Raw genomic sequence first — 23,450 nt, forward strand, 5'->3', positions numbered from 1 at the left:
GGGGGAGTTTGAGGACGAGGCCGAAGGCCGATACGGGGGTCTGGGGGCGGAGCCCCCAGGAGCGGCGCGACTGAGGCGGAGCCCCATCGCGGCGCAGGGGGCGCTCCCCGCCGGTCGGGGCCCCGCCGCCGTGTCGCGGGGAGCCGGTCAGCCGTGGGCGGCCGCGGTCCGCAGGGCGATCCGGTGTTCGCCCGCGTACACGTTCATGGAGGCGCCCCTGAGGAAGCCGACGAGGGTCAGATCCGACTCCGCCGCCAGGTCCACCGCGAGGGACGAGGGCGCCGAGACCGCGGCCAGGACGGGTATGCCCGCCATCACCGCCTTCTGGGCGAGCTCGAAGGAGGCCCGGCCCGAGACGAGCAGGATCGTGCGGGAGAGCGGAAGCATGCCGTTCTGGAGGGCGCGGCCGACCAGCTTGTCGACCGCGTTGTGACGGCCCACGTCCTCGCGGATGTCGAGCAGCTCTCCGTCCTCCGTGAACAGGGCCGCCGCGTGCAGACCCCCGGTCCGGTCGAAGACCCGCTGGGATGCGCGCAGCCGGTCGGGGAGACTCGCGAGCAGCTCGGGTTCGAGCCGGACCGGGGCGGCTTCGCCGTCGTCGATGGCCCACCGTGCCGTCGTACGGACGGCGTCGAGGCTCGCCTTGCCGCACAGGCCGCAGGAGGACGTCGTGTAGACGTTGCGTTCAAGGGTGATGTCGGGGATGACGACGCCGGAGGCGGTCTTCACGTCGACGATGTTGTACGTGTTCGAGCCGTCCACCGTCGCGCCCGCGCAGTAAACGATGTTCTGCAGCTCTTGCTGATCGCCCAGCACGCCCTCGCTGACCAGGAACCCCGCCGCCAGCGCGAAGTCATCCCCCGGAGTACGCATCGTGATCGCCAGCGGCTTGCCGTTCAGCCGGATCTCCAGGGGTTCCTCGGCGACGAGCGTGTCCGGGCGGGACGAGACCACCCCGTCCCGGATACGGATCACCTTGCGTCGTTCCGTGACTCGTCCCATGTTCTGATCAGCCCCGGTTCTGTACGTGCTGGTAGCCGAAACGGCCCTTGATGCAGAGATTGCCGTGGGTCACCGGGTTGTCGTGCGGCGAGGTGACCTTCACGATTTCATTGTCCTGCACGTGCAGGGTCAGATTGCAGCCGACTCCGCAGTACGCGCACACCGTGGTCGTCTCGCTCTGTGCCGACTCGTCCCACGTACCCGCCGCCCGCATGTCGAACTCCGATTTGAAGCTGAGCGCTCCCGTCGGGCACACCTCGATGCAGTTGCCGCAGTACACGCAGGCGGAGTCGGTGAGCGGGGCGTCGTGCTCGACCGCGATACGGGCGTCGAAGCCGCGCCCGGCGACGGAGATCGCGAAGGTGTTCTGCCACTGGTCGCCGCAGGCGTCGACGCACTTGTAGCAGAGGATGCACTTGTCGTAGTCGCGGACGTAGAGGTCATTGTCGATCTTTGGTTGTTCATTCAGCCGGGCCGCGTCCGGGCCGAAACGGTCCGGCTTGGCCTCGTACTCCTTGAGCCACTCGGCGACCTGGGGTGTGGTCGACAAGTCGACCGAGGAGGCGAGGAGTTCGAGGACGATCTTGCGGCTGTGGCGGGCGCGTTCGGTGTCGGTCCGCACCTCCATACCGGGCTCGGCCCTGCGGGAACAGGCCGGGACCAGGGTGCGGGAGCCCGCCACCTCCACGACGCAGACGCGGCAGGCATTCTTGGGGGTGAGGGTGTCGCCCTGGCAGAGAGTCGGGATGTCCTTCCCGGCGGCCCGGCAGGCGTCGAGGATGGTGGAGCCCTCCGGGACCCTGGCCTCCTCGCCGTCGATGGTGAACTCCAGCAGACGACGGGGGATCCCCAGCGGCGTCACGGTCATACGGCGGCTCCTGTGCTGCGGCAGGTCGCGGTCATTCGTACGCCCCCAAGCGGTCGATGGCGGATTCCACGGCGTTCCACGCGGTCTGTCCGAGACCGCAGATCGAGGCGTCCCGCATGGCGCGGCCGACCTCCCGGAGCAGGGCGATGTCGCCGGCCGCGTCCGTGCCGGTGCGCTCGACGATGCGGTGCAGGGCCTCCTCCTGGCGCACGGTCCCGACCCGGCATGGCACGCACTGACCGCACGACTCGTCGCGGAAGAACTCTGCGATACGGAGCAGGAGGCGGGGGAGGGGAACGGTGTCGTCGAAAGCCATCACGACTCCCGAGCCGAGCGTCGTTCCCGCCTCCCTCGTGCCCTCGAAGGTGAGAGGGATGTCCAGCTCGTCAGGGCGTACGAAGCCGCCGGCAGCGCCGCCGAGGAGGACGGCGCGCAGTCGTTCACGTACGCCTGCCAAGTCCAGCAGTTCGCCCAGTGTCGCGCCGAACGGGAGCTCGTAGATACCGGGGCGGTCCACGCTTCCCGATACGCAGAACAGCTTGGGGCCGGTGGATTTCCCGGTGCCGATCGCCGCGTACGCCTCGGCCCCCATCGTGAGGATCGGCAGCACGTTGACCAGTGTCTCGACGTTGTTCTCGGCAGTGGGTTTGCCGAACAAACCCTTCTCTACGGGGAAGGGCGGTTTCGAGCGGGGCTCTCCTCTGTAGCCCTCGATGGAGTTGAAAAGGGCGGTCTCCTCACCGCAGATGTATGCCCCCGCGCCGCGGCGGATCTCGATGTCGAAGGCGTAGCCCTGGCCGAGGATGTCGTCGCCGAGCAGGCCACGCGCGCGTGCCTGACCGATGGCGTGCTCCATGCGCTCGAGGGCGCGTGGGTACTCGCCACGCAGGTACAGGTAGCCCTTGTGCGCGCCGATCGCGTACGCCGCGATCGTCATCGCCTCCACGAGGGAGTAGGGGTCGCCCTCCATGATCACGCGGTCCTTGAAGGTGCCCGGTTCGGATTCGTCGGCGTTGCAGACGAGGTAGTGAGGGTGGTCGGGCTGGGAGGCCGTGGCCTGCCATTTGCGGCCGGTGGGGAAGGCGGCGCCGCCTCGGCCGACGAGGCCCGCGTCGGTGACTTCGCGGATGACGCCGGCGGGGCCGAGGGTGAAGGCCCTTCGGAGGGCGGTGTAGCCGTTGTGGGCGCGGTAGTCGTCCAGGGAGGTGGGGTCGGCCGCTCCGATGCGGTGGAGGAGGCGCAGTGACGGGTCGCCGGACTGGGGGACGGCTGTTGACGCGGGGGGCTCGTCAGGTGCGGCGCCGGGGGAGGTGGCTGCGAGGACGGTGGACTCGACGGTGGCGGGGGCGGCTACGGCGGTGGCCCGCAGGCCTGCGGCGGTCGCCGGACGGGCTGAAAAATCAGCCCCTCCGGCGATTGGGGAGCGGGGGTCCGGGGGCAGCGCCCCCGGCGGGGTCTGGCGCGGAGCCCCAGTTTCGGGAAGGGGCGGGGTAGGGAAAAAGCCCGCCGCAGGCGCCCCCGCCCGCACCACCAACGCCGCCGGCGCCCGCTCACACAACCCCAGACACGGACTCCGCTCCACGGAAACCCCGCTCCCGAGCCCCAGCCGCGCCTCGACCCCCGCGCACAACTCCGCCGCCCCCGCCCCCACGCACGCGAGGTCGGTGCACACGTGCAGCACCGTCGCGGGCCGCGGCTTCACCGAGAACATGGCGTAGAACGTGGCCACCCCGTACGCCTCCGCCGGCGGCACAGTCAACCGGCGGCACAGGTAATCCAGCGCACCCTCGCTGATCCACCCCACGCGATCATTGATCGCGTGCAACCCCGGCAACAGCAGGTCACGACGATCCCGCGCCGCACGGCCCCCACGTGCCCACCTCAGGTCGGCGTCGGACCGGTCCGCGCCCTCCCACGACGACTCCGGAGGCCCGAGCAGCGCATCGACCGCCGCCCGTTCCTCGTCCGTGGGCTTGCTGTCACCGAAGTGCAGATCCACCAGATCACCTCACTTGAGTCGCAACCGGAAGCTTCTCGATCCGGATCGCCGACGCCTTGAACTCCGCGGTCCCCGCGATCGGGCAGTTGGCCTCGATCGTCAGCTGGTTGGTGTCCACCTCGTCGGGAAAATGCATGGTCATGAATGCCAGCCCGGGCCGCAGTGCCGGATCGACCCACACCGGCGCCACCACCGCACCGCGCCGGGACGACACCTGGACCTCTTCGCCCACCACGACCCCGTAGCGCTCCGCGTCCTCCGGACACAGCTCGACGTACTCCCCGCGCCGCAGCGGCGACGCGAAACCGCCGCTCTGCACACCGGTGTTGTACGAGTCGAGCCGCCGCCCGGTGGTCAGACGGATCGGGTACTCCTCGTCCGTCAGATCGACGGGCGGATCGTGCTGGACGAGCCCGAAGGGCGCGAGACGGCCGCGGCGGGCCGGATCCGCATCCCACAACCGCCCGTGCAGGTACGTCGGTTCGAGCCGGTCCGTGTCCGGGCACGGCCACTGGATGCCCTGGTGTTCCTCCAGGCGCTCGTACGTCATCCCGTAGTGGTCCGGCGAAACCGACCGCAGCTCGTTCCATACGGTTTCGGAGTCCGCGTACTTCCACTCGTGGCCGAGCCGGGCGGCCAGCCCGCAGATGATGTCGATGTCCTCGCGGGCCTCGCCGGGTGGAGTGACGGCTGCCCGTACGCGCTGAACTCGCCGCTCGCTGTTGGTCGTTGTGCCGTCCGTCTCGGCCCACCCGGCGGTCGCGGGCAGCACCACGTCCGCCAGCTCGGCGGTCTTCGTGAGGAAGATGTCCTGCACGACGAGGAAGTCCAGGGCCTTGAGGCGCCGTATGGCCTGCTCGGTGTCTGCCTCGGACTGGGCGGGGTTCTCGCCGATGCAGTAGACGGCCTTGAGCGCGCCCTCCTCCATCGCCTCGAACATCTCCGTCAGGTTCAGCCCGTAGTGCGGCTGGATGACCGTGTCCCAGGCGGACTCGAACTTCAGCCGGATGTCCGGATTCAGGATGTCCTGGAAGCCGGGCAGCCGATTCGGAATCGCCCCCATGTCACCCCCGCCCTGCACGTTGTTCTGGCCGCGCAAGGGCTGCAACCCCGAGCCGTAACGCCCCACATGACCCGTCAGCAGGGACAGGTTGATGAGCGCGCGTACGTTGTCCGTGCCGTTGTGGTGCTCGGTGATGCCGAGGGTCCAGCACAGCTGGGCGCGCTCGGCGCGGGCGTACGCGTGCGCCAACTCCCGTATCGCGGCGGCCGGTACGCCCGTCACCTTCTCGGCGAGCGAGAGCGTCCAGGGCTCGACGAGTTGCTTGTACTCCTCGAAACCGGTGGTCGCCCGCTCGATGAAGGCCTCGTTCGCCAGCCCCGCGTGGATGATCTCGCGGCCGATCGCGTGGGCCATCGGGATGTCCGTACCGACGTTCAGTCCGAGCCAGCTCTCGGCCCACTCGGCGGTCGACGTCCGGCGCGGGTCGACGGCGTACATCCGGGCGCCGTTCCTGATCCCCTTCAGGACATGCTGGAAGAAGATCGGGTGTGCGAAACGGGCGTTGGAGCCCCACATCACGATGAGGTCGGTGTGCTCGACCTCCTCGTACGACGACGTCCCGCCGCCCGAGCCGAATGCGGCCGAGAGGCCGGCGACGCTCGGAGCGTGGCAGGTGCGGTTGCAGGAGTCGACGTTGTTGGTGCCCATGACGACGCGCGCGAACTTCTGTGCCACGTAGTTCATTTCGTTGGTCGCGCGGGCGCAGGAGAACATTCCGAACGCACCACGGGCGGCGGAGAGCCCGCGGGCGGCGCGGTCCAGCGCCTCGTCCCAACTGGCGCGCCGAAAGGGCTCGTCGCGGGAGTCACGGACGAGGGGGTGCGTAAGTCGGGTGTACGTCTTGGGAGTTCGGTCGCGTTTGTTGGTACGGCTCATGCGGCTCATGCGGCGGTCCTCAATGCGAGCAGATCCGAGATGGCGTGGACGGTGCGGAGCGTCGGCACCTCGACCCCGGTGATCTCCGCCAACTCGACGACGGCGGCGAGGAGTACGTCGAGCTCGAGCGGTTTGCCGCGCTCCAGGTCCTGAAGGGTCGAGGTGCGGTGATCGCCGACGCGCTCGGCGCCGGCCAGCCGCCGTTCGATGGAGACCCCGACCTCGCAGCCCAGCGCCCGGGCGACCGCGAGCGTCTCGGTCATCATGATCTCGATGACCTTGCGAGTGCCGCCGTGCAGGCACATCTGCCGCATGGTCGCGCGCGCGAGGGCGCTGATCGGGTTGAAGGAGATGTTGCCGAGCAGCTTGAGCCAGACGTCGTTGCGCAGGTCCGGCTCGATCGGGCACTTGAGCCCGCCCGCCCGCATGGCCTCGCTGAACGCGGTGCACCGCGCCGACACCGAGCGGTCGGGTTCGCCGATGGAGAATCGGGTGCCTTCGAGATGGCGTACAACTCCCGGTCCTGCCAGCTCCGTTGCGGCATACACCACGCACCCGACGGCCCGTTCGGGCGCGAGCACCGCACTGACCGCGCCGTCCGGGTCCACGCTCTCCACACGATGGCCGTCGTACGGGCCGCCATGCCGGTGGAAGTACCACCAGGGAATGCCGTTCTGGGCGGCGACCACCGCCGTCGTGCCATGAAGGAGCGGCTCGATCAGCGGCCCGCACGCCGCGTACGAGTTGGCCTTCAGACCCAGGAAGACGAAGTCGGCGGGGCCGACCTCGGCCGGGTCGTCGGTGACGTGCGCCCGAGCGGTGAAGTCCCCGCGCGGGCTGAGCACTTGCACTCCGTGCTGCCTCATGGCCGCCAGATGCGGTCCACGGGCGATGAGATGCACATCGGCGCCCGCGCGATGCAGCGCGGCACCGACGTAGGCGCCGATCGCACCGGCGCCGAGAACTGCCACTTTCACTTGAGGGTCTCCGTTCGGTCGAGGGATACCGCGGAGGTGACTGTGGTGTCGAAATCTGTCGACGGAATATTGTCTACAGTATGGGAGTTGGCCCAGCAAGGGTTCGCGCACTACCTGGGACAGCCTTGAGAGAGGGCCCCGGCTGCTTCGGCGATACCACCACCTGCGTACGCGGGGGCTCGGCCTCGCCCGCTGGCCCTCCGCGTTTCCGGCGGCCACAGCGGGAGACTCGCCGTGTGTGGTCGCGTACGGAGCGGAGCAGAGAGGGAGTCCGGCATGTGCGGCTCGGGGCCTCCAAGCCGTGTGTCCCGACGCCGGCCCGGTGCGGGGGAGTAGGACCGTGAGCCGCACGCGCGGCACACCCGGACGGCGCCCGCGGCTGCGCTTCGACGGCTGGATCGCAGGCATCGGTACCTCCTCTGGAACGCGCCTCGTGCTGGGGCACTGGCAGCGGTCGCCGTTCGGGCCGTTCAGCGACGTGATGATCGAGCGGGCCGACGGGGAACGGCTGCTGCTGGCCCCCTCCCACCGGACGGCGGACTTCGTCGGCGGCACCTACACCTTCGACACGGTGCGCGTCGTGCCGGTCGACGTGAGCGTCGCGGACGACACCTGGACCGTCACCGCAGGCCCACTCGACGTGCGCTTCACCACCGGCCGCCGAGGCGTCCCCGGGCTCATGCTGCGGGCCGTACCCGAGGCACTCGCCGCCCGCCCCGCATGGGCCGCGCTGAGCAACTGGCCCGCCCACTTGATGCCCACCCATGTGCGCACCCGCGGCCGTGCCGGCGTGGGCCGCCGCGAGTGGTACGGCGTGCGGGACATGCGGCCGGTCGGCGTGGTGTCGGCGGTCTTCGAGGGCCACGACCTCGGTGTCATGGCGCCTGTCGAACCGCCCGTGCGCTTCGGGTTCGGTTCGGTGCCCAGGAAACCCACCCTCACGCGGGTCACGACGACGGTGGAGCTGGGCCCGTGACCTTCGTTTCCTGGCGGGTCGCGGGGGTACCCGGCCGGCCTGCGAAGGGAGCGGAAGGGTGGCCCATGGGCAAGTCGAAAGCTCCGGCTCCCGCGGAGACGGTCGGGGTGGCGCAGGGCGCGTTCAACGTCGTGGGCGGTCTGTGGCCGTTACTGCATCTGCGTAGCTTCGAGTGGGTCTTCGGGCCGAAGACCGACGTGTGGCTGCAGATGACGACGGGCGGCCTGCTGGTCTCGGCCGGCGTCGCCCAGCTCGCGGCGGCTCGGTCGCCGCAGAGCGCGTCCCATGCCCGCCGCATCGGTCTCGGCACCGCCTCGACCTTGCTGGCCATCGACCTGATCTACGTACCCAAAGGCCGGATCCGGCCCACCTACCTCCTCGACGCCGCGATGCAGACCGGATGGATCGCCGCCTGGCTGCGCTCCGCCCCCGGCACGAAACACGGGGAACGTCAGGAGTGACGAACGCGGGCCCCACCGTCACCCAAAGGACGGCAAGGTGCGCCGAGCACACCCGAAACATGACACGGCGTTCGCGCCGGGAAGGCCGATGATGAGTGAGCAGACCCCGTCCCGGGCAGAGGGCGACCGGCAGGACGACACCGCGACGGACCTCGAGCCGGAGGAGGCCGGTCGTCGCGAGGTGCCGCGGACGACACCTTCGCAGGCGGCGGGGGACCGCGAGGGCGAGGAAGCCGGGGAGCGGGACGCGGAGTGGGAGAGCGGCTGGTCAGGACCGTGATGCGGCAGTGCGGGATTGTCCGGTCACCACGGTGGAAGCGGGTTTCCGGCCGTGCACGTCAGTCTGTGCGGAGGGCGGCCCCTCCCTGCATCGGCACGGGCTGACGTACACGGCCGACCTGGATGTCGTGGACGACGGCGGCAGATCGTGGGGCGCGTTGCGGTGAAGCATCGTCGCCGGTGGAAACGGCTGCCCCTCGTAATCGAGCAGCCTGTACGGATCGCCTGGTCCTCAAATAGGCGGAACCAGCCAGCCCGCTAGGTTGAATGGACGAATCAGTCAGCCATTCGGCCCTGAAACGGCCGCTGCAAGGCGCGGTGACGAACCGGCAGGACTAGTTTCCGCTGGGCTTGTTACGCCCTGCCCAGCGACATGTCCGAACCGGTGGGCAAGGCTCCGCTGTCCCAGCTGCGCCCGTCTACCACCGATTGCTGCCGACTGAGGGATCCATGGCGACACATACTGAACCGGTTGCTCCGGTACCGGCGGCGGAGCGCCGCGGCGCAGGGCAGGTGATCGTCACCTGGATCACCACGACCGACCACAAGAAGATCGGGCACCTGTACCTGATCACGTCGTTCGCGTTCTTCCTGATCGGCGGGGTGCTGGCGATGGCGATCAGGGCGGAGCTGGCCCGGCCGGGGCTGCAGCTCATCTCCAACGAGCAGTACAACCAGGCGTTCACCATGCACGGCACGATCATGCTGTTGCTGTTCGCCACCCCCACGTTCGCCGGATTCGCCAACGCGATCATGCCCTTGCAGATCGGCTCACCGGACGTCGCCTTCCCGCGGCTGAACATGCTCTCGTACTGGCTGTTCCTGTTCGGCGGGCTGTCGGTGCTCAGCAGCTTCCTGACGCCCGAGGGTGCCGCCGACTTCGGCTGGACCGCCTACACCCCGCTCAGCAGGGAGGAACGCACCCCTCAAGTGGGCGGTGACCTGTGGATCATGGGGCTGGCATTCGCCGGATTCGGCACGATCCTCGGCGCGGTCAACTTCATCACCACCATCATCTGCATGCGCGCCCCCGGCATGACCATGTTCCGCATGCCGATCTTCACCTGGAACGTGCTGCTCACGTCGGTCCTGGTCCTGTTCGCCTTCCCCGTCCTGGCCGCCGCGCTGCTCGCACTGGAGGCGGACCGGAAATTCGGCGCACACATCTTCGACCCGGCGAACGGCGGTTCGATCCTGTGGCAGCACCTGTTCTGGTTCTTCGGCCACCCCGAGGTCTACATCCTCGCCCTGCCGTTCTTCGGCGTGGTCACCGAGATCCTTCCGGTCTTCTCCCGTAAGCCGATCTTCGGCTACATGGGCCTGGTCGGCGCCACCATCGCCATCACCGGCCTGTCCGTGACCGTGTGGGCCCACCACATGTTCGCCACCGGTGCCGTGCTGTTGCCGTTCTTCTCCTTCATGAGCTTTCTCATCGCCGTACCGACCGGCGTGAAGTTCTTCAACTGGATCGGCACGATGTGGAAGGGCTCGATCTCGTTCGAACCCCCGATGCTGTGGGCGGTCGGCTTCCTCGTCACGTTCCTCTTCGGCGGCCTGTCCGGAGTGATCCTGGCCTCCCCGCCGATGGACTTCCACGTCACCGACAGCTACTTCGTGATCGCGCACTTCCACTACGTGCTGTTCGGCACGATCGTCTTCGCGATGTTCGGCGGATTCAGCTTCTGGTGGCCGAAGATGACCGGCACCATGCTCGACCAGCGCCTCGAGAAGGTCCACTTCTGGACGCTGTTCGTCGGCTTCCACACCACTTTCCTCGTCCAGCACTGGCTCGGTGCTGAGGGCATGCCCCGGCGCTACGTCGACTACCTCGCCGCCGACGGGTTCACCGCACTCAACACCGTCTCCTCCATCGGCTCCTTCCTCCTCGGCCTGTCCACCCTGCCCTTCCTCTACAACGTCTGGAAGACCGCCCAACGCGGCAAACGGGTCGAGGTCGACGACCCCTGGGGATACGGCCGCTCCCTGGAGTGGGCCACGTCCTGCCCGCCGCCCCGCCACAACTTCGTCACCCTGCCGCGCATTCGCTCCGAATCCCCCGCCTTCGACCTGCACCATCCGGACCTGGCACAGCTCGACGAGCGAGAGCTCACCGGCAAGCGCGACGTCCTGGACGCCGGCGGTGACAACGGCGAACGGCCATGAGCCACGAAGCGCACGGCGGACCCCACGGCGACCGGGACAGCGTTCTGGCCGACGAGGCCGAGGGCTACCTGCTCGCCCACGTCCATCACGACCGGGCACGCCGCGAGGCCGAATCCCTCTGCGCCCGCATGCCGTGGCTGACCGCCGCCCAAGCCGAGGATCTCACCCGCCACTACGTCCACCAGCGCATCGGCCTCAGCCGTCAGATGCTGCTCGACGTAGTCGAGCGAGCCGGCCGGCTGCGGCAGGAGTACGAGGACCGGTACGCCGACCTCCGGCGCGACCTGCTCAAACGCCACGCCGCCTGTGCCTGCGCCGTCCTCGCCTGCGCCGGAGGCGTGAGCACACTGGCGTGCCTGCTCTCCCGCTGACAGTTGAGTCCGTACACGCGGAAACCCGCCGATGGTCCCTGGCTCCCGCCCATCCGTATGGACCGCCGAGGCCGGCGGTCCATAGGAAGCGTCAGTCGTCGGACGCGTGTCGCCGGAGCCGCGCTCGGTTCCCCGCCCGTTGCCGGTGAGCGGGGCGCAGGGGTCGCCTGATAAAGCCAAGCCGGCTCCGGCAGGCCTCTAGGCAGCCGGCATGCCGCGGTTTCGGCCGGTTGACCGACGTGAGTCGGTTTGGCGGGCGGCGGCGCTGGCTGCCAGCCCCAGCAGCAGAGCCACGGTACCCACGATGACGTTGCTGACGATGGACCTCGTAGAGGTGACGTCACCTGCCACGACCCAGGGGGCGATGATGGTCCACACGCCCAGGGCGCAGGCCGCCCACGCCATGCTGTGCGTGCGCTCGTAAGCACGCCCGAAGCCTCCGCTCATCAGGACCGCATAGGCGATGCCGACGATCAGGTTGTTGACGGCCAGTGTCGTGAAGCCGTTGAACCCCGCGATCCACGGCGACGCCGCCAGATACAGGCCCGTGAGGAGAGCCATCGTCTCCACGGCTTGCGCCTGGGGGGTGGTCGCCGCGCGCTCGGCCATCTCGTGGCGCGTGCGCATGTCGAGGATGTCGGGATGGGTTTCCATGGATGATCCGGGAGAGGTTGTCATTCCTGCCACCTCCGAGGTTGCGTGATTTCCGGATGCGAATCAGCGAGTACCCACATTTCAGCTCTGTCCGTCCGAGGGCCGCAAGGCGCTGCCGTGCCAGGAGCGCTGGACGCGACCGTTCCAACCGTGAGCAGGTTCCGCTCCCGTCACTCGCCGCCGGTGGTCTTGTCCACCAGTGCGCTGTACGCCAGTTGCAGCGCGTCAGCCCCCGCCAGGGCGGTGAGAGCGCCCATGGCGGCGCGTGTAGCGCGTGGCCAGAGCAGCTGGCCGGCGGTCAAAGTGGAGGTCACCCAGACGCTCGTGCAGAAGGGACAGGTCACCAGCTCGCCGACGGTCTCCTTGCCGCCGTGGGGTTGCGGCTCTTCGTGCAGTTCCGCCGGGCCCTGCGGACTGACGTACCTGGTGAAGGGGGACCGCAGCGGACTGGTCACCGATCCCTTGCTCAGTAGTCTGCTGAGCCGGAACGTGGCCACCGAGGTCAGGACCACGTCCCAGGGCTCGGGCCGGTCGGGCAGCGGGCGCCCCCGGATCCGGACCGCCGTGGCCCAGGCCGCCGTATACGCGCCGAATCCCGCCATGGCGGCGAGATAGCCACCCAACGGCCGCTCGTGCTCTGCCGAGTAGTCCCGTGCAGCGCGGCGGAGCAGCCCGCGCGCCTTCCGTCTGAAGCGGCTGTCAGCTTGCCTGTCCATGCGCTGTCCCCATTCCGGTTCCGGCGGCCGATCGGCCCCTGCACCGTGAGCGGATGCACCGGGTGCCCCAGCCACCTGCCGTGCAGCACGTCCAAACGGTTCAGCAGTCAAAAGGACCCGGCTCTGCTTCCCCGGCGACGAGGAGGCATTGCAGCCATGAGCAGCCGGGTCACCACCAGCGCGAACGTCAAACGAAGCCGTGAGGGCGGCACGTGCCGCGACGTGGATGTGGGCGGCCTGTGGCTGCTCTACCGCACAGAGCTGTTCGAGGCCACGCGACAACAGCCGGTGCTGCACGGCGTGGTGCACGCGCACATGCTCGCGGCCGGGCTGCTGTTCGCCTTCGCCGTGTGTCAGCTCGATCCGGTGGGCCGCCGCTGGAGTATCACCGTCCGCGGTGCCACCTTGCTGGCCGCCGGCGCCGCGCACGGCGTGCTGGCCAAGACCCTGTACGCGCTCCCGCCACCCGGCACCGACTTCACCACTGCCGACCTGCACAGCGGGGCCCAGTGGATGTACTACGGCGGCGACGTGGTGGAGGCGGCCTTGGCCGTGGTGCTGGGGTTGGGCTGGTACACGGCCGGTGGACGTGCCCGGGCCCGTCGCACGCGTCGAACTCGATACCCGTCGCGGCACGAACGTACGGCCGACACGATGGCGTGGACTGGTCATGCCAGTCCACGGTGGTGCGGGCAGGACAAACCGGACCAGACGCAGCTTCGAGGCAGAGGTTGACTGACTCAGCGGGGGCACTCGGTGAACATCGACAGCTTCGAGACCCTGAGGGAAATCATGAACGTGACAGCACGAGGTACCGGCGACGGTCAGACACGGCAGAGAAGGCTGGAGATCTATCTCAATGATCACCTGGCCGGGGCGACGGCCGGTGTGGAGCTCGCCCGGCGCATGGTCCAGGAGCACGGAGATTCGCCATACGGCGACGACCTGAAGAACCTGGCGGCGGAGATCTCGCGGGACCGGCAGGCACTGCTGCGACTCCTGGCAGACCTCGACGTTCCCGTGAAGCACTACAAGGTCTACGGGGCATGGCTGGGCGAGAAGATCGGGCGTGTGAAGCCCAACGGGCGCCTGCTGCGTCGCTCCGGCCTCACCGTGATGGTCGAACTCGAAGCACTGCGGCTGGGGGTACAGGGCAAGGCGTTGCTCTGGCGCGCCCTGCTCTCCGTAGCGGCACAGGACTCACGCCTGGACTCCGACCGGCTGGAGCAACTGCTGCAAAGGGCGGGGCAGCAGAGCGAGACGTTGGATTCCCTGCACGGCAGGGCCGCAACGGCGCTGCTGTCCCCCACCCCACTGCTGGCAGCGACATCACAAGCCACCACCGGGAAGGACACACCCGCGTGATCACTCCCGAGCAGATCGAGGCCCTGCTCGAATCCGGCGCCCGCTGACTCGACACCGAGGGGGATGCCTCCCGTCAGCCCCCGACGACCGTTCGTCGCGTCCGGCATACCGTTCATCGCATACCGTCGACGAGTTAGGGTGAGCCGACTTCCCAACTGGGCGCCGGATTCCTATCGTTCGGGATCATGAGTCCACCCATAGCCCCGCCCGGCTGGAGCCGCTGGCTGGTTCCACCGGCTGCCCTTTCGGTCCATCTCTCCATCGGTCAGGCCTATGCCTGGTCCGTGTTCAAGCCGCCCCTGGAGTCCGCGCTCGACCTCAGCGGTACGCAGAGCGCGCTGCCGTTCCAACTGGGCATCGTGATGCTCGGGTTGTCCGCAGCGTTCGGTGGCACGCTCGTCGAGCGGAACGGGCCGCGCTGGGCGATGACCGTGGCCCTGTGCTGCTTTTCGTCCGGCTTCCTGCTGTCGGCGCTGGGGGCCGCCACCGAGCAGTACTGGCTGATCGTCTTCGGCTATGGCTTCGTCGGCGGGATCGGTCTCGGCATCGGGTACATCTCGCCCGTCTCGACGCTCATCAAGTGGTTCCCGGACAGGCCCGGCATGGCCACCGGCATCGCCATCATGGGCTTCGGCGGCGGCGCGCTGATCGCCTCGCCGTGGTCCGCGCAGATGCTGGAGTCGTTCGGCTCCGACAGTTCCGGTATCGCGCTCGCCTTCCTCGTGCACGGGCTGACGTACGCCGTCTTCATGCTGCTCGGTGTCCTCCTGGTGCGCGTGCCGCGCACAGAAAAGCCGGTGGCCTCCGGGCCGAGTGCCTACGAGGGCGTGCAGGTGTCGGCGCGCAACGCCGTGCGCACCCCGCAGTTCTGGTGTCTGTGGATCATCCTCTGCATGAACGTCACCGCGGGCATCGGCATCCTGGAGAAGGCCGCCCCGATGATCACGGACTTCTTCGCGGACACCTCGACGCCGGTCTCGGTTTCGGCGGCGGCCGGCTTCGTCGCGCTGCTCTCGGCGGCCAACATGGCGGGCCGTATCGTCTGGTCGTCGACGTCCGACCTGGTCGGACGCAAGAACATCTACCGCCTGTACCTGGGCGCGGGCGCCCTGATGTACGCGCTGATCGCGTGGGTGGGGGACTCTTCGAAGCCGCTGTTCATCATCTGCGCGCTGGTGATCCTCTCCTTCTACGGAGGCGGCTTCGCGACCATCCCCGCCTATCTGAAGGACCTCTTCGGTACCTACCAGGTCGGCGCGATCCACGGCCGGCTGCTCACCGCCTGGTCGACCGCCGGAGTCCTCGGACCGCTGATCGTCAACTGGATCGCGGACCGGCAGGAAGAAGCAGGCAAATCCGGTGAGGCCCTGTACGGACTGTCGCTGATCATCATGATCGGGCTGCTGGCCATCGGTTTCGTCGCCAACGAACTCGTACGCCCCGTCCATGCCCGCCACCACGTCCCCGCCCCGAAGGAGGCCGCCGATGTCCACGAGCGACAGCAGTCCGCCTAGCACACCGGCCGACACTCCGCCCGGCCGTCGGGGGCTGATCGCCTTCTCCTGGGTGTGGGTGGGTGGGCCGCTCGCCTACGGTCTGTACGAACTGGTGCGGAAGGCGACGCAACTGTTCACCGGGTAAGTGCTCGGGTGTCCAAGCGTTCAACAAAAGCCGACAAGGCTGACGCCGCTTTCCTGTGGCTTCACCTGCCCTCGTACCCGTGAGTACCCGAACAGACTGGTGGGTCATACACCCAGGCAACGAGGGGGACCGCCCATGAGGGGCTCACGCATCGCCGCCGTCGGCCACTACCAGCCCGCCAAGGTACTCACCAACGAGGACCTGGCGGGTCTGGTCGACACCAGCGACGAGTGGATCAGGAGCCGGGTGGGCATCCGCACACGGCATATCGCCGGACCCGACGAACCGGTCGACGAGCTGGCCGCGCACGCCGCCGCCAAGGCCCTCGCGGCGGCCGGACTCGCACCCGACGACATCGACCTGGTCCTGGTGGCGACCTCCACCGCGGTCGACCGCTCGCCGAACATGGCCGCCCGGGTCGCCGCCCGGCTCGGCATCCCGTCCCCGGCCGTGATGGACCTCAACGTCGTCTGCGCGGGCTTCACGCATGCGCTGGCCACCGCCGACCACGCCGTACGCGCCGGGGGCGCGAGCCGGGTGCTCGTCATCGGCGCCGACAAGATGTCCGACGTCGCGGACTGGACGGACCGTACGACCTGCGTACTCGTCGGGGACGGGGCGGGGGCCGCGGTCGTCGAGGCCTCGGAGGAGGCCGGTATCGGGCCGGTTCTGTGGGGTTCCGTGCCCGAGATGGGGCACGCGGTACGGATCGAGGGCACGCCTTCGCGGTTCGCGCAGGAGGGGCAGAGCGTCTACCGGTGGGCCACCACCCAGCTCCCGCCCATCGCGCGCAAGGCCTGCGAGCGGGCGGGCCTGGCCCCGGAGGACCTCGCCGCGGTCGTCCTGCACCAGGCGAACCTGCGCATCATCGAGCCGCTCGCCGAGAAGATCGGCGCCGTGAACGCCGTCGTCGCGCGCGATGTCGCCGAGTCCGGCAACACGTCCGCGGCGAGCATCCCGCTCGCCTTCTCGAAGCTCGTCGAACACGGCGAGATCTCCACCGGCGACCCGGTGCTGCTCTTCGGCTTCGGCGGCAATCTGTCGTACGCGGGACAGGTGGTCCGCTGCCCATGACGTGCGGGTTCGTGGTGGTGTGACGAGCCCAACTCCCCCTCGCCCTGGCTGTTGTGCGCCGTAGACTGTAGACGAAAGACAATTGATACTGGCTGCACTGGCTTTCCGGCTACCGCGCTGCCGTTGCCCAGGAGGGGGACCGCGATGTTGTCGACAGGACTGCCGCAGGGGGCGGTACCCAAGCTCGAACGGCCGGGGCCGCTGAGGGATCGTGTTTACGAGGCGCTCCTTGAACTCATCACGACGCGCGCCCTGCAGCCCGGCCAGCACCTGGTCGAGAGCGAGCTCGCCGGGCATCTCGGGGTCTCCCGGCAGCCCGTGCGCGAGGCCTTGCAGCGGCTGAACACCGAGGGCTGGGTCGATCTGCGGCCCGCGCAGGGCGCGTTCGTGCACGAGCCGACGGAGCAGGAGGCGGACCAGCTCCTCACGGTCCGTACGCTCCTCGAGGCCGAGGCGGCCCGGCTCGCCGCGGCTGCCGCGGGCAGTGCCGGCATCAGCGCCCTTGAGGAGCTGTGCGCAGAGGGTGAGCGGGCGGTGGACGCCGACGACGTGGACGGCGCGGTCGCGATGAACGCCCGCTTCCACGCGAAGGTCATGGAGCTGGCGGGCAACGCGGTCCTCGCGGAGCTGGCGGCGCAGGTCGACCGCCGGGTCCGCTGGTACTACACGCCGGTCGCCCGCCAGCGAGGCCACCAGTCCTGGATCGAACACCGCGAACTCATCGCGGCGATCTCGGCCCGCGACGAGCAGCGCGCGACGGAGGTCATGCGCGCTCACACGGAGCACACGCGCAGGACGTATCACGCGCGCGAGAAAGCCTGACCGGCTCCGGTTCGGACGACAGCCTTTTCTCCAACCCGCGGGTGCGCTGCGGTAGTTGAGGCCGAGGATCACCTTGAGGGCCGTACCCGGCCAGGGATGCCTGAGTGTGTCGCCGCGTCCGAAATCGCGTTGCGTGGCAGTTCCCGGGCGCCTTAGCTTTGCGGATGACTTCTCACCTCCACGCGCTCTGCTTCGATGCGAACGACCCGCTTCGTCTCGCGCGCTTCTGGGCCGGCTTCCTCGGCTGGGAGATGTCCGACGACCTTTCCGAGGGCATTGTGCTCCTGCCGAGCGATGACACCGGGTTCCGGATGCGGTTCCTTCCGAGCCAGGAGCAGAAGACCGGCCAGAACCAGATGCACTTCGATCTGACGAGCACGTCCCTCCAGGACCAGCAGCAGACGGTGGCGAGGGCGCTCGGACTCGGTGCCCGTCACATCGACATCGGCCAGCGTCCCGAGGAGGGGCATGTGGTGCTCGCCGACCCCGAGGGCAATGAGTTCTGCGTCATTCCGCCGGGCAACGCCTTCCTCGCCGACTGCGGCTTCATCGGAGCGCTCGCATGCGACGGTTCGCAGGAGGTCGGGTACTTCTGGAGCCAGGCTCTGGGCTGGCCGTTGGTCTGGGACCAGGACCAGGAGACCGCGATCCGCTCGCCGCACGGCGGTCCGAAGGTCACGTGGGGCGGTCCGCCCCTGATGCCGAAGACCGGAAAGTACCGGCTGCATTTCGACCTCGCTCCCCCTGCCGACGGCGATCAGCAGGCTGAGGTCGACCGCCTCGTCTCCCTGGGGGCGACTCGCATCGACATCGGCCAGGGCGAGGTCCCCTGGGTGGTGATGGCGGATCCCGATGGCCATGAGTTCTGTGTGCTGAGGCCCCGATAACGCGAGCGATCCGGGTGGGTGGCCCTGCCTTCCTCAGGGTGGGCTCGGAGCCACCGTCGGCCACTCTTTGTCCTGTGAGTGGAAAAAGTCGGCACGAATTCCTGCTCAACTTCTTCCCACCCCCGGCAACCGCTGCTACGTTCCCCTCGAAAGCACGACGAAGCTGTGCCGATGAGGCGGGGAGGGGCTCGTGAGACGTATGACGGCGCGACCCGCGAACGCCCACCAGGCGCGGCTGCTCAGGCTGTTGCGTGACGACGGGCCCAACTCCCGTGCCCAGCTGGGCGACCGGGTCGATCTCTCGCGGTCCAAGCTGGCCGTGGAGGTCGAGCGGCTCCTGGAGACGGGGCTCGTGGTGGCCGACGGACTCGCCGCCTCGCGCGGTGGCCGCCGGTCCCACAACATCCGGCTCGCGCCCGCTCTGCGCTTCCTCGGCGTGGACATCGGCGCGACGTCGATCGATGTGGCCGTCACCAACGCCGAGCTGGAAGTGCTGGGACACATCAACCAGCCCATGGACGTACGCGAGGGCCCGGTCGCGGTCTTCGAGCAAGTCCTGTCCATGGCAGCGAAGTTGAGGGCCTCGGGGCTCGCGGAAGGTTTCGACGGCGCCGGCATCGGCGTACCAGGACCGGTCCGTTTCCCCGAGGGTGTCCCGGTCGCCCCGCCGATCATGCCGGGCTGGGACGGGTTCCCGGTGCGCGAGGCGCTGAGCCAGGACCTCGGCTGCCCCGTCATGGTCGACAACGACGTGAACCTGATGGCCATGGGGGAGCAGCACGCGGGCGTCGCACGCTCCGTGGGCGACTTCCTCTGCGTCAAGATCGGCACCGGTATCGGCTGTGGCATCGTCGTCGGCGGTGAGGTCTACCGCGGTACGACGGGCAGTGCCGGCGACATCGGCCACATCCTCGCGGTACCGGACGGCCGCCAGTGCGCCTGCGGCAACCGGGGCTGCCTGGAAGCCCACTTCAGCGGCGCCGCACTTGCCCGCGACGCCACGGAAGCCGCCCAGCAGGGGCTGTCGCCGGAACTGTCGAGCCGCCTGGAGACGAACGGCAGCCTAAGCGCCGTCGACGTCGCCGCCGCGGCCGTCGCGGGCGATACCACCGCGCTCGATCTGATCCGCGAGGGCGGCTTCCGCACCGGCCAGGTCATCGCCGGACTCGTCAGCTTCTTCAACCCCGGCCTGGTGGTGATCGGCGGCGGGGTGACCGGCCTCGGCCACACCCTTCTCGCCGCTATCCGCACCCAGGTCTACCGCCAGTCGCTGCCCCTCGCGACCGGCAACCTCCCGATCGTCCTAGGGGAGTTGGGCCCCACCGCCGGAGTCATCGGCGCAGCCCGGCTCATCAGCGACCACCTGTTCTCACCCGCTTGACGCAGCACGTCACGCTCCACCAGGGCCGCACGTAAAGCCACCAGCACAGCACCCGCGCCGCTCCGACACAGCACCCTGGCATCACCCCAGCACAGCACCCCGCACCGCACCGCCCCTGCCCTACCCCGCCCTGCCCTGAACCGGCCCGCACGCCCGCCAAGGGGAACCGTCATGGCATCCGAACCACCGCTGCTCACCATGTCCGGGATCACCAAGTCGTTCCCCGGCGTCCGCGCGCTCGACGGCGTCGACCTCGACGTCCAGCCCGGCGAGGTGCACTGTCTGCTCGGCCAGAACGGTGCCGGGAAGTCCACCCTCATCAAGGTCCTGGCCGGCGCACACCAGCCCGACGACGGCACCATCAGCTGGCGCGGCGACCCCGTCACCCTCCGCTCGCCGATCGCGGCCATGCGCCTCGGTATCGCCACCATCTACCAGGAACTCGACCTGGTGGAGGGCCTGTCGGTGGCCGAGAACGTCTACCTGGGTCATGAGCCGACGGCCGCCGGTTTCGTCGTACGACGCAAAGGTGCGCGCTCCTCGACTACCGCCCTGCTCAAGCGACTTGGTCACCCCGAGATCGACCCGGCCCGGCTCGTCGGTGACTTGTCCGCCGCCCAGCAGCAGATCGTCTCCATGGCACGGGCTCTCTCCCACGACGTACGCCTCATCGTCATGGACGAGCCGTCCGCCGCACTCGACCCCGACGAGGTCGACAACCTCTTCCGCATCGTCGGCGACCTCACCGACGACGGCGTCGCCGTCGTCTACATCTCGCACCGCCTGGAGGAGATCCGCCGCATCGGCGACCGCGTCACGGTCCTCAAGGACGGGCGCGCGGTGGCCGGCGGGCTGCCCGCGAAGTCGACGCCGACGAGCGAGGTCGTGGCGCTGATGACGGGGCGGAACGTGGAGTACGTCTTTCCCGAGCGGCCTGTGCACGACGCGCTCCCGGAACCGGTACTCGAGGTCAAGGGCCTTGCTCGAGAAGGGGAGTTCGCACCCCTCGACCTCAGCCTCCGGCCGGGCGAGATCGTCGGCCTCGCCGGACTCGTCGGCTCCGGACGCTCCGAGATCCTGGAGACCATCTACGGCGCGCGCAAGCCGACCGCAGGACAAGTCCTCGTCGAGGGAAGGCGGTTGAAGCCGGGCAGCGTACGGGACGCCGTCCGCGCCGGACTCGGACTCGCCCCCGAGGAGCGCAAGGCGCAGGCCCTGCTGATGCTGGAGTCCGTCACGCGGAACGTGTCCGTGTCCTCCATGTCCCGCTTCTCGTACGGGGGTTGGCTGGACCGGAGCGGCGAGCGAGAAGCGGCCCTGAAGGCCACGCGCGAGCTGTCGCTGCGCCCCGACAACCCCTCCGTGCCCGTGCGCACCCTCTCCGGCGGCAACCAGCAGAAGGCCGTCCTGGCCCGCTGGCTGCTGCGCGGCTGCCGGGTGCTGCTGCTCGACGAGCCCACCCGTGGCGTCGACGTCGGCGCCCGCGCCGAGCTGTACGCCGTCATCCGCCGCCTCGCCGACGAAGGCCTGGCCGTGCTCCTGGTCTCCAGCGAAGTCCCCGAAGTCCTCGGGCTCGCCGACCGCGTCCTGGTGCTCCGCGAGGGCCACGTCGTGCACACGGCGCCCGCCCGGGAGCTCGACGAACCCCGTGTACTCGACCTCGTCATGGAAGGAACTCCGGCGTCATGACGCAGCACGCATCACCGCCCCGGGATGACACCCCGAAAATGTCGCCGGTGGAGGGACCCAGCCCCTGGCGGGCACTCACGGCCCGCGCCGACGTCCGCACCCTCTCGCTGCTCGGCGTACTCGCCGCCCTGATCGTCATCGGCGGCATCACCAAGCCCGACCAGTTCCTCGACACCCGCAACCTCCAACTCGTCCTCACCCAGGCCTCGGTCATCGGTGTCGTCACCGTCGGCATGACCTTCGTCATCGTTTCCGGCGGCATCGACCTGTCCGTCGGCGCGATCGTCGCGCTCGCCTCCGTATGGGCCACGACGGTGGCCACCCAGGAGTACGGCTTCGTCGGCATCCTCTTCACCTCGGTGATCGTCGGCGTGGGCTGCGGCCTGGTGAACGGCATGCTGATCGCGTACGGAGCCATGGTCCCGTTCATCGCGACGCTTGCCATGCTCGCCTCGGCCCGCGGGCTCGCCCTGCAGATCACCGACGGAAACACCCAGGTCGTCACGGTCCAGAGCGTGCTGGACCTCGGCGGGCGCGACGCCTACATCCTGGGCATCCCGCCGCTGGTCATGGTCTTCGCGGTGGTCACCGTCATCGGCTGGCTGCTGCTCAACCGCACCACCTTCGGGCGGCGCACGGTGGCCGTCGGCGGCAACGCGGAGGCGGCCCGGCTCGCGGGCATCGACGTACGCCGGCAGCGGCTGTACCTGTATCTGCTCTCCGGGCTGTGCTGCGGCATCGCGGCCTTCCTGCTGGTCGTGCTGGCCGGTTCGGGCCAGAACACCAACGGCAACCTGTACGAACTCGACGCCATCGCCGCCGCGATCATTGGCGGCACGCTGCTCAGCGGCGGGCGCGGCACCATCACCGGCTCGGTGCTCGGCGTCCTGATCTTCACCACGATCACCAACATCTTCGCCTTGAACAACCTGCAGAGCGATGTCCAGCAGATCGCCAAGGGCGCGATCATCGTCGCCGCAGTGCTCGTCCAGCGCCGTACCGCGCACACGACTTGACGCCGTATCACAAGCGCGATCTGACGCCGTATCAGAAGCACGACCTGAGGTCGTAGCACCAGCACGACTTGAGCCGTTTCGCACGTCCTTCACGGAAGGGTCCACCGCCATGCCAGAGTTCACCAGCCGCAGAGGACTGCTCTTCGGCACCGCCGCCGTCGGGGCCGGTGCGCTCCTCACCGGTTGCACGAGCAACGAGTCCAGCGACGAGCCGGCCTCCAACGACCAGCCCGCCGCCGACGACAAGCCCGGCAAGCCCGTCACCATCGGCTTCGCGGGCCCGCAGGCCGACCACGGCTGGCTGAACGCCATCAACGACAACGCCAAGAACCGGGCCAAGAAGTACAAGGACGTCACGCTGGAGATCACCGAGGGCTCCAACGACACCGCCCAGCAGATCGGCCAGATCGAGACCCTGATCAACAAGAAGGTCGACGTCCTGGTGGTCCTGCCCGCCGACGGCAAGGCCCTCACCCAGGTGGGGCTCCAGGCCATGCGCGCCGGCATCCCTGTCGTCAACCTCGACCGGATCTTCAACTCCCCGCAGGCGTACCGCTGTTGGATCGGAGGCGACAACTACGGCATGGGCCTGAACGCCGGTCACTACATCGGCGAGAAGCTCAAGGGCAAGAAGAACGCCCGCGTCATCGAACTCGCGGGGCTCGACAACCTGGAGCTGACCAAGCAGCGCACGCAGGGCTTCGACGCGGCCCTCAAGAACTACCCGAACATCAAGAAGGTCGCCCGGCAGGCCGCCGACTTCACCGTCGAGTCGGGGCAGGCCAAGATGTCCCAACTCCTGCAGGCCCAGTCGAACTTCGACGCCCTGTGGAACCACGACGACGACCAGGGCGTGGGCGCCCTGCGCGCCATCGACCAGGCCGGGCGCGACGACTTCCTGATGGTCGGCGGCGCGGGCGCGCTGTCCGCCTTCCAGGCCATCAAGGCGGACGACGGCGTCCTCAAGGCCACCGTCCTCTACCCGCCCACCATGGCGGCCTCCGCGATCGACCTCGCCCGCGCCCTCGGCCAGGGCAAGGGCGTAGGCGGCCTCGCCGAGTTCGAGATCCCGGCGTCCCTGACGCTCTACTCGGCAGTCGTCGACAAGGAGAACGTCGACCAGTACATGCCCACCGGCTTCAAGTGACAGGGCCCGTCAGGGGCGCGGGA

At 69.0% G+C, this 23,450-nt stretch carries 23 protein-coding genes; 16 read left to right on the forward strand and 7 right to left on the reverse strand.

The window, feature by feature from the left end; translation table 11 throughout:
* Positions 1–147: 147 nt before the first annotated feature.
* The 5 genes from fdhD to ACGFNK_RS20395 are packed head-to-tail and all read right to left on the reverse strand — an operon-like array spanning position 148 to position 6,785.
* Entirely contained in the window at positions 148–1,002 is an 855-nt protein-coding gene (fdhD, locus tag ACGFNK_RS20375) for a formate dehydrogenase accessory sulfurtransferase FdhD (protein ID WP_393417730.1), read from the reverse strand.
* A 7-nt stretch (positions 1,003–1,009) separates the two neighbouring features.
* On the reverse strand, positions 1,010–1,870 hold the full coding sequence (locus ACGFNK_RS20380) for a 2Fe-2S iron-sulfur cluster-binding protein (RefSeq protein ID WP_386341421.1): 861 nt from the start codon (positions 1,868–1,870) through the stop codon (positions 1,010–1,012).
* A 31-nt stretch (positions 1,871–1,901) separates the two neighbouring features.
* A complete protein-coding gene (locus ACGFNK_RS20385; protein WP_393417732.1) occupies positions 1,902–3,869 on the reverse strand; it encodes an NAD(P)H-dependent oxidoreductase subunit E in 1,968 nt (655 codons plus the stop codon).
* Positions 3,870–3,873: 4 nt separating this feature from the next.
* Positions 3,874–5,817 carry a molybdopterin oxidoreductase family protein gene (locus ACGFNK_RS20390; protein WP_393417734.1) on the reverse strand — a complete coding sequence of 648 codons (1,944 nt, stop codon included), beginning with the start codon at positions 5,815–5,817 and terminating at the stop codon, positions 3,874–3,876.
* Positions 5,814–6,785 carry a 2-dehydropantoate 2-reductase gene (locus ACGFNK_RS20395; RefSeq protein ID WP_386341424.1) on the reverse strand — a complete coding sequence of 324 codons (972 nt, stop codon included), beginning with the start codon at positions 6,783–6,785 and terminating at the stop codon, positions 5,814–5,816. Before ACGFNK_RS20395 ends, ACGFNK_RS20390 begins: the two co-directional genes overlap by 4 nt.
* A gap of 340 nt (positions 6,786–7,125) precedes the next feature.
* On the opposite strand from ACGFNK_RS20395, the gene ACGFNK_RS20400 reads away from it, so the two are divergent.
* The 5 genes from ACGFNK_RS20400 (at position 7,126) to ACGFNK_RS20420 (ending at position 11,035) form a co-directional block, all read left to right on the forward strand.
* Positions 7,126–7,761, forward strand: a complete 636-nt coding sequence (locus tag ACGFNK_RS20400) for a hypothetical protein (RefSeq protein WP_393417736.1) — start codon at positions 7,126–7,128, stop codon at positions 7,759–7,761.
* A 65-nt stretch (positions 7,762–7,826) separates the two neighbouring features.
* On the forward strand, positions 7,827–8,222 hold the full coding sequence (locus tag ACGFNK_RS20405) for a hypothetical protein (protein ID WP_393417738.1): 396 nt from the start codon (positions 7,827–7,829) through the stop codon (positions 8,220–8,222).
* A gap of 91 nt (positions 8,223–8,313) precedes the next feature.
* Positions 8,314–8,502, forward strand: coding sequence for a hypothetical protein (locus ACGFNK_RS20410; RefSeq protein ID WP_393417740.1), 189 nt, complete (start codon positions 8,314–8,316; stop codon positions 8,500–8,502).
* 449 nt (positions 8,503–8,951) lie between these two features.
* Complete coding sequence (gene ctaD / locus ACGFNK_RS20415; RefSeq protein WP_393417742.1) at positions 8,952–10,664, forward strand: cytochrome c oxidase subunit I; 1,713 nt, start codon at positions 8,952–8,954, stop codon at positions 10,662–10,664.
* Positions 10,661–11,035, forward strand: a complete 375-nt coding sequence (locus ACGFNK_RS20420; protein ID WP_393417744.1) for a hypothetical protein — start codon at positions 10,661–10,663, stop codon at positions 11,033–11,035. Before ctaD ends, ACGFNK_RS20420 begins: the two co-directional genes overlap by 4 nt.
* A gap of 198 nt (positions 11,036–11,233) precedes the next feature.
* Here ACGFNK_RS20420 and ACGFNK_RS20425 read toward each other — a convergent pair whose 3' ends face one another.
* Positions 11,234–11,689: an SPW repeat protein gene (locus tag ACGFNK_RS20425; RefSeq protein ID WP_393417746.1), complete on the reverse strand. Its 456-nt coding sequence runs from the start codon at positions 11,687–11,689 to the stop codon at positions 11,234–11,236.
* Positions 11,690–11,859: 170 nt separating this feature from the next.
* Positions 11,860–12,405 carry a DUF1360 domain-containing protein gene (locus tag ACGFNK_RS20430; protein ID WP_393417748.1) on the reverse strand — a complete coding sequence of 182 codons (546 nt, stop codon included), beginning with the start codon at positions 12,403–12,405 and terminating at the stop codon, positions 11,860–11,862.
* Positions 12,406–12,561: 156 nt separating this feature from the next.
* Here ACGFNK_RS20430 and ACGFNK_RS20435 point away from each other — a divergent pair, with 156 nt between their 5' ends.
* From ACGFNK_RS20435 to ACGFNK_RS20485, 11 genes are all read left to right on the forward strand, one after another.
* Positions 12,562–13,140 (forward strand): cytochrome c oxidase assembly protein, encoded by a 579-nt coding sequence (locus ACGFNK_RS20435; RefSeq protein WP_393417750.1) that lies wholly within the window; start codon positions 12,562–12,564, stop codon positions 13,138–13,140.
* Positions 13,141–13,197: 57 nt separating this feature from the next.
* Positions 13,198–13,770, forward strand: a complete 573-nt coding sequence (locus tag ACGFNK_RS20440) for a hypothetical protein (protein ID WP_393417752.1) — start codon at positions 13,198–13,200, stop codon at positions 13,768–13,770.
* A gap of 185 nt (positions 13,771–13,955) precedes the next feature.
* Positions 13,956–15,284, forward strand: coding sequence for an OFA family MFS transporter (locus ACGFNK_RS20445; protein WP_393417754.1), 1,329 nt, complete (start codon positions 13,956–13,958; stop codon positions 15,282–15,284).
* Positions 15,256–15,411: a hypothetical protein gene (locus ACGFNK_RS20450; protein ID WP_393417756.1), complete on the forward strand. Its 156-nt coding sequence runs from the start codon at positions 15,256–15,258 to the stop codon at positions 15,409–15,411. Before ACGFNK_RS20445 ends, ACGFNK_RS20450 begins: the two co-directional genes overlap by 29 nt.
* Before the next feature lie 135 nt (positions 15,412–15,546).
* Complete coding sequence (locus ACGFNK_RS20455) at positions 15,547–16,485, forward strand: beta-ketoacyl-ACP synthase III (protein WP_393417758.1); 939 nt, start codon at positions 15,547–15,549, stop codon at positions 16,483–16,485.
* 144 nt (positions 16,486–16,629) lie between these two features.
* Positions 16,630–17,307 (forward strand): GntR family transcriptional regulator, encoded by a 678-nt coding sequence (locus ACGFNK_RS20460; RefSeq protein ID WP_388680462.1) that lies wholly within the window; start codon positions 16,630–16,632, stop codon positions 17,305–17,307.
* 164 nt (positions 17,308–17,471) lie between these two features.
* Positions 17,472–18,194, forward strand: a complete 723-nt coding sequence (locus ACGFNK_RS20465) for a VOC family protein (protein WP_393417760.1) — start codon at positions 17,472–17,474, stop codon at positions 18,192–18,194.
* 199 nt (positions 18,195–18,393) lie between these two features.
* Entirely contained in the window at positions 18,394–19,575 is a 1,182-nt protein-coding gene (locus tag ACGFNK_RS20470; RefSeq protein ID WP_189326998.1) for an ROK family transcriptional regulator, read from the forward strand.
* Positions 19,576–19,746: 171 nt separating this feature from the next.
* The gene (locus tag ACGFNK_RS20475; protein ID WP_393417762.1) at positions 19,747–21,264 is read left to right on the forward strand and encodes a sugar ABC transporter ATP-binding protein; all 1,518 of its coding nucleotides are present in this window, start codon (positions 19,747–19,749) and stop codon (positions 21,262–21,264) included.
* Complete coding sequence (locus ACGFNK_RS20480) at positions 21,261–22,280, forward strand: ABC transporter permease (protein WP_393417764.1); 1,020 nt, start codon at positions 21,261–21,263, stop codon at positions 22,278–22,280. The genes ACGFNK_RS20475 and ACGFNK_RS20480 overlap by 4 nt, the downstream gene beginning before the upstream one ends.
* Positions 22,281–22,389: 109 nt before the next feature.
* A complete protein-coding gene (locus ACGFNK_RS20485; protein ID WP_393417766.1) occupies positions 22,390–23,427 on the forward strand; it encodes a substrate-binding domain-containing protein in 1,038 nt (345 codons plus the stop codon).
* The last annotated feature ends 23 nt before the right edge of the window (positions 23,428–23,450 follow it).

The sequence above is a fragment of the Streptomyces sp. NPDC048825 genome, from assembly GCF_043198355.1.
Classification (GTDB): domain Bacteria; phylum Actinomycetota; class Actinomycetes; order Streptomycetales; family Streptomycetaceae; genus Streptomyces; species Streptomyces xiangluensis.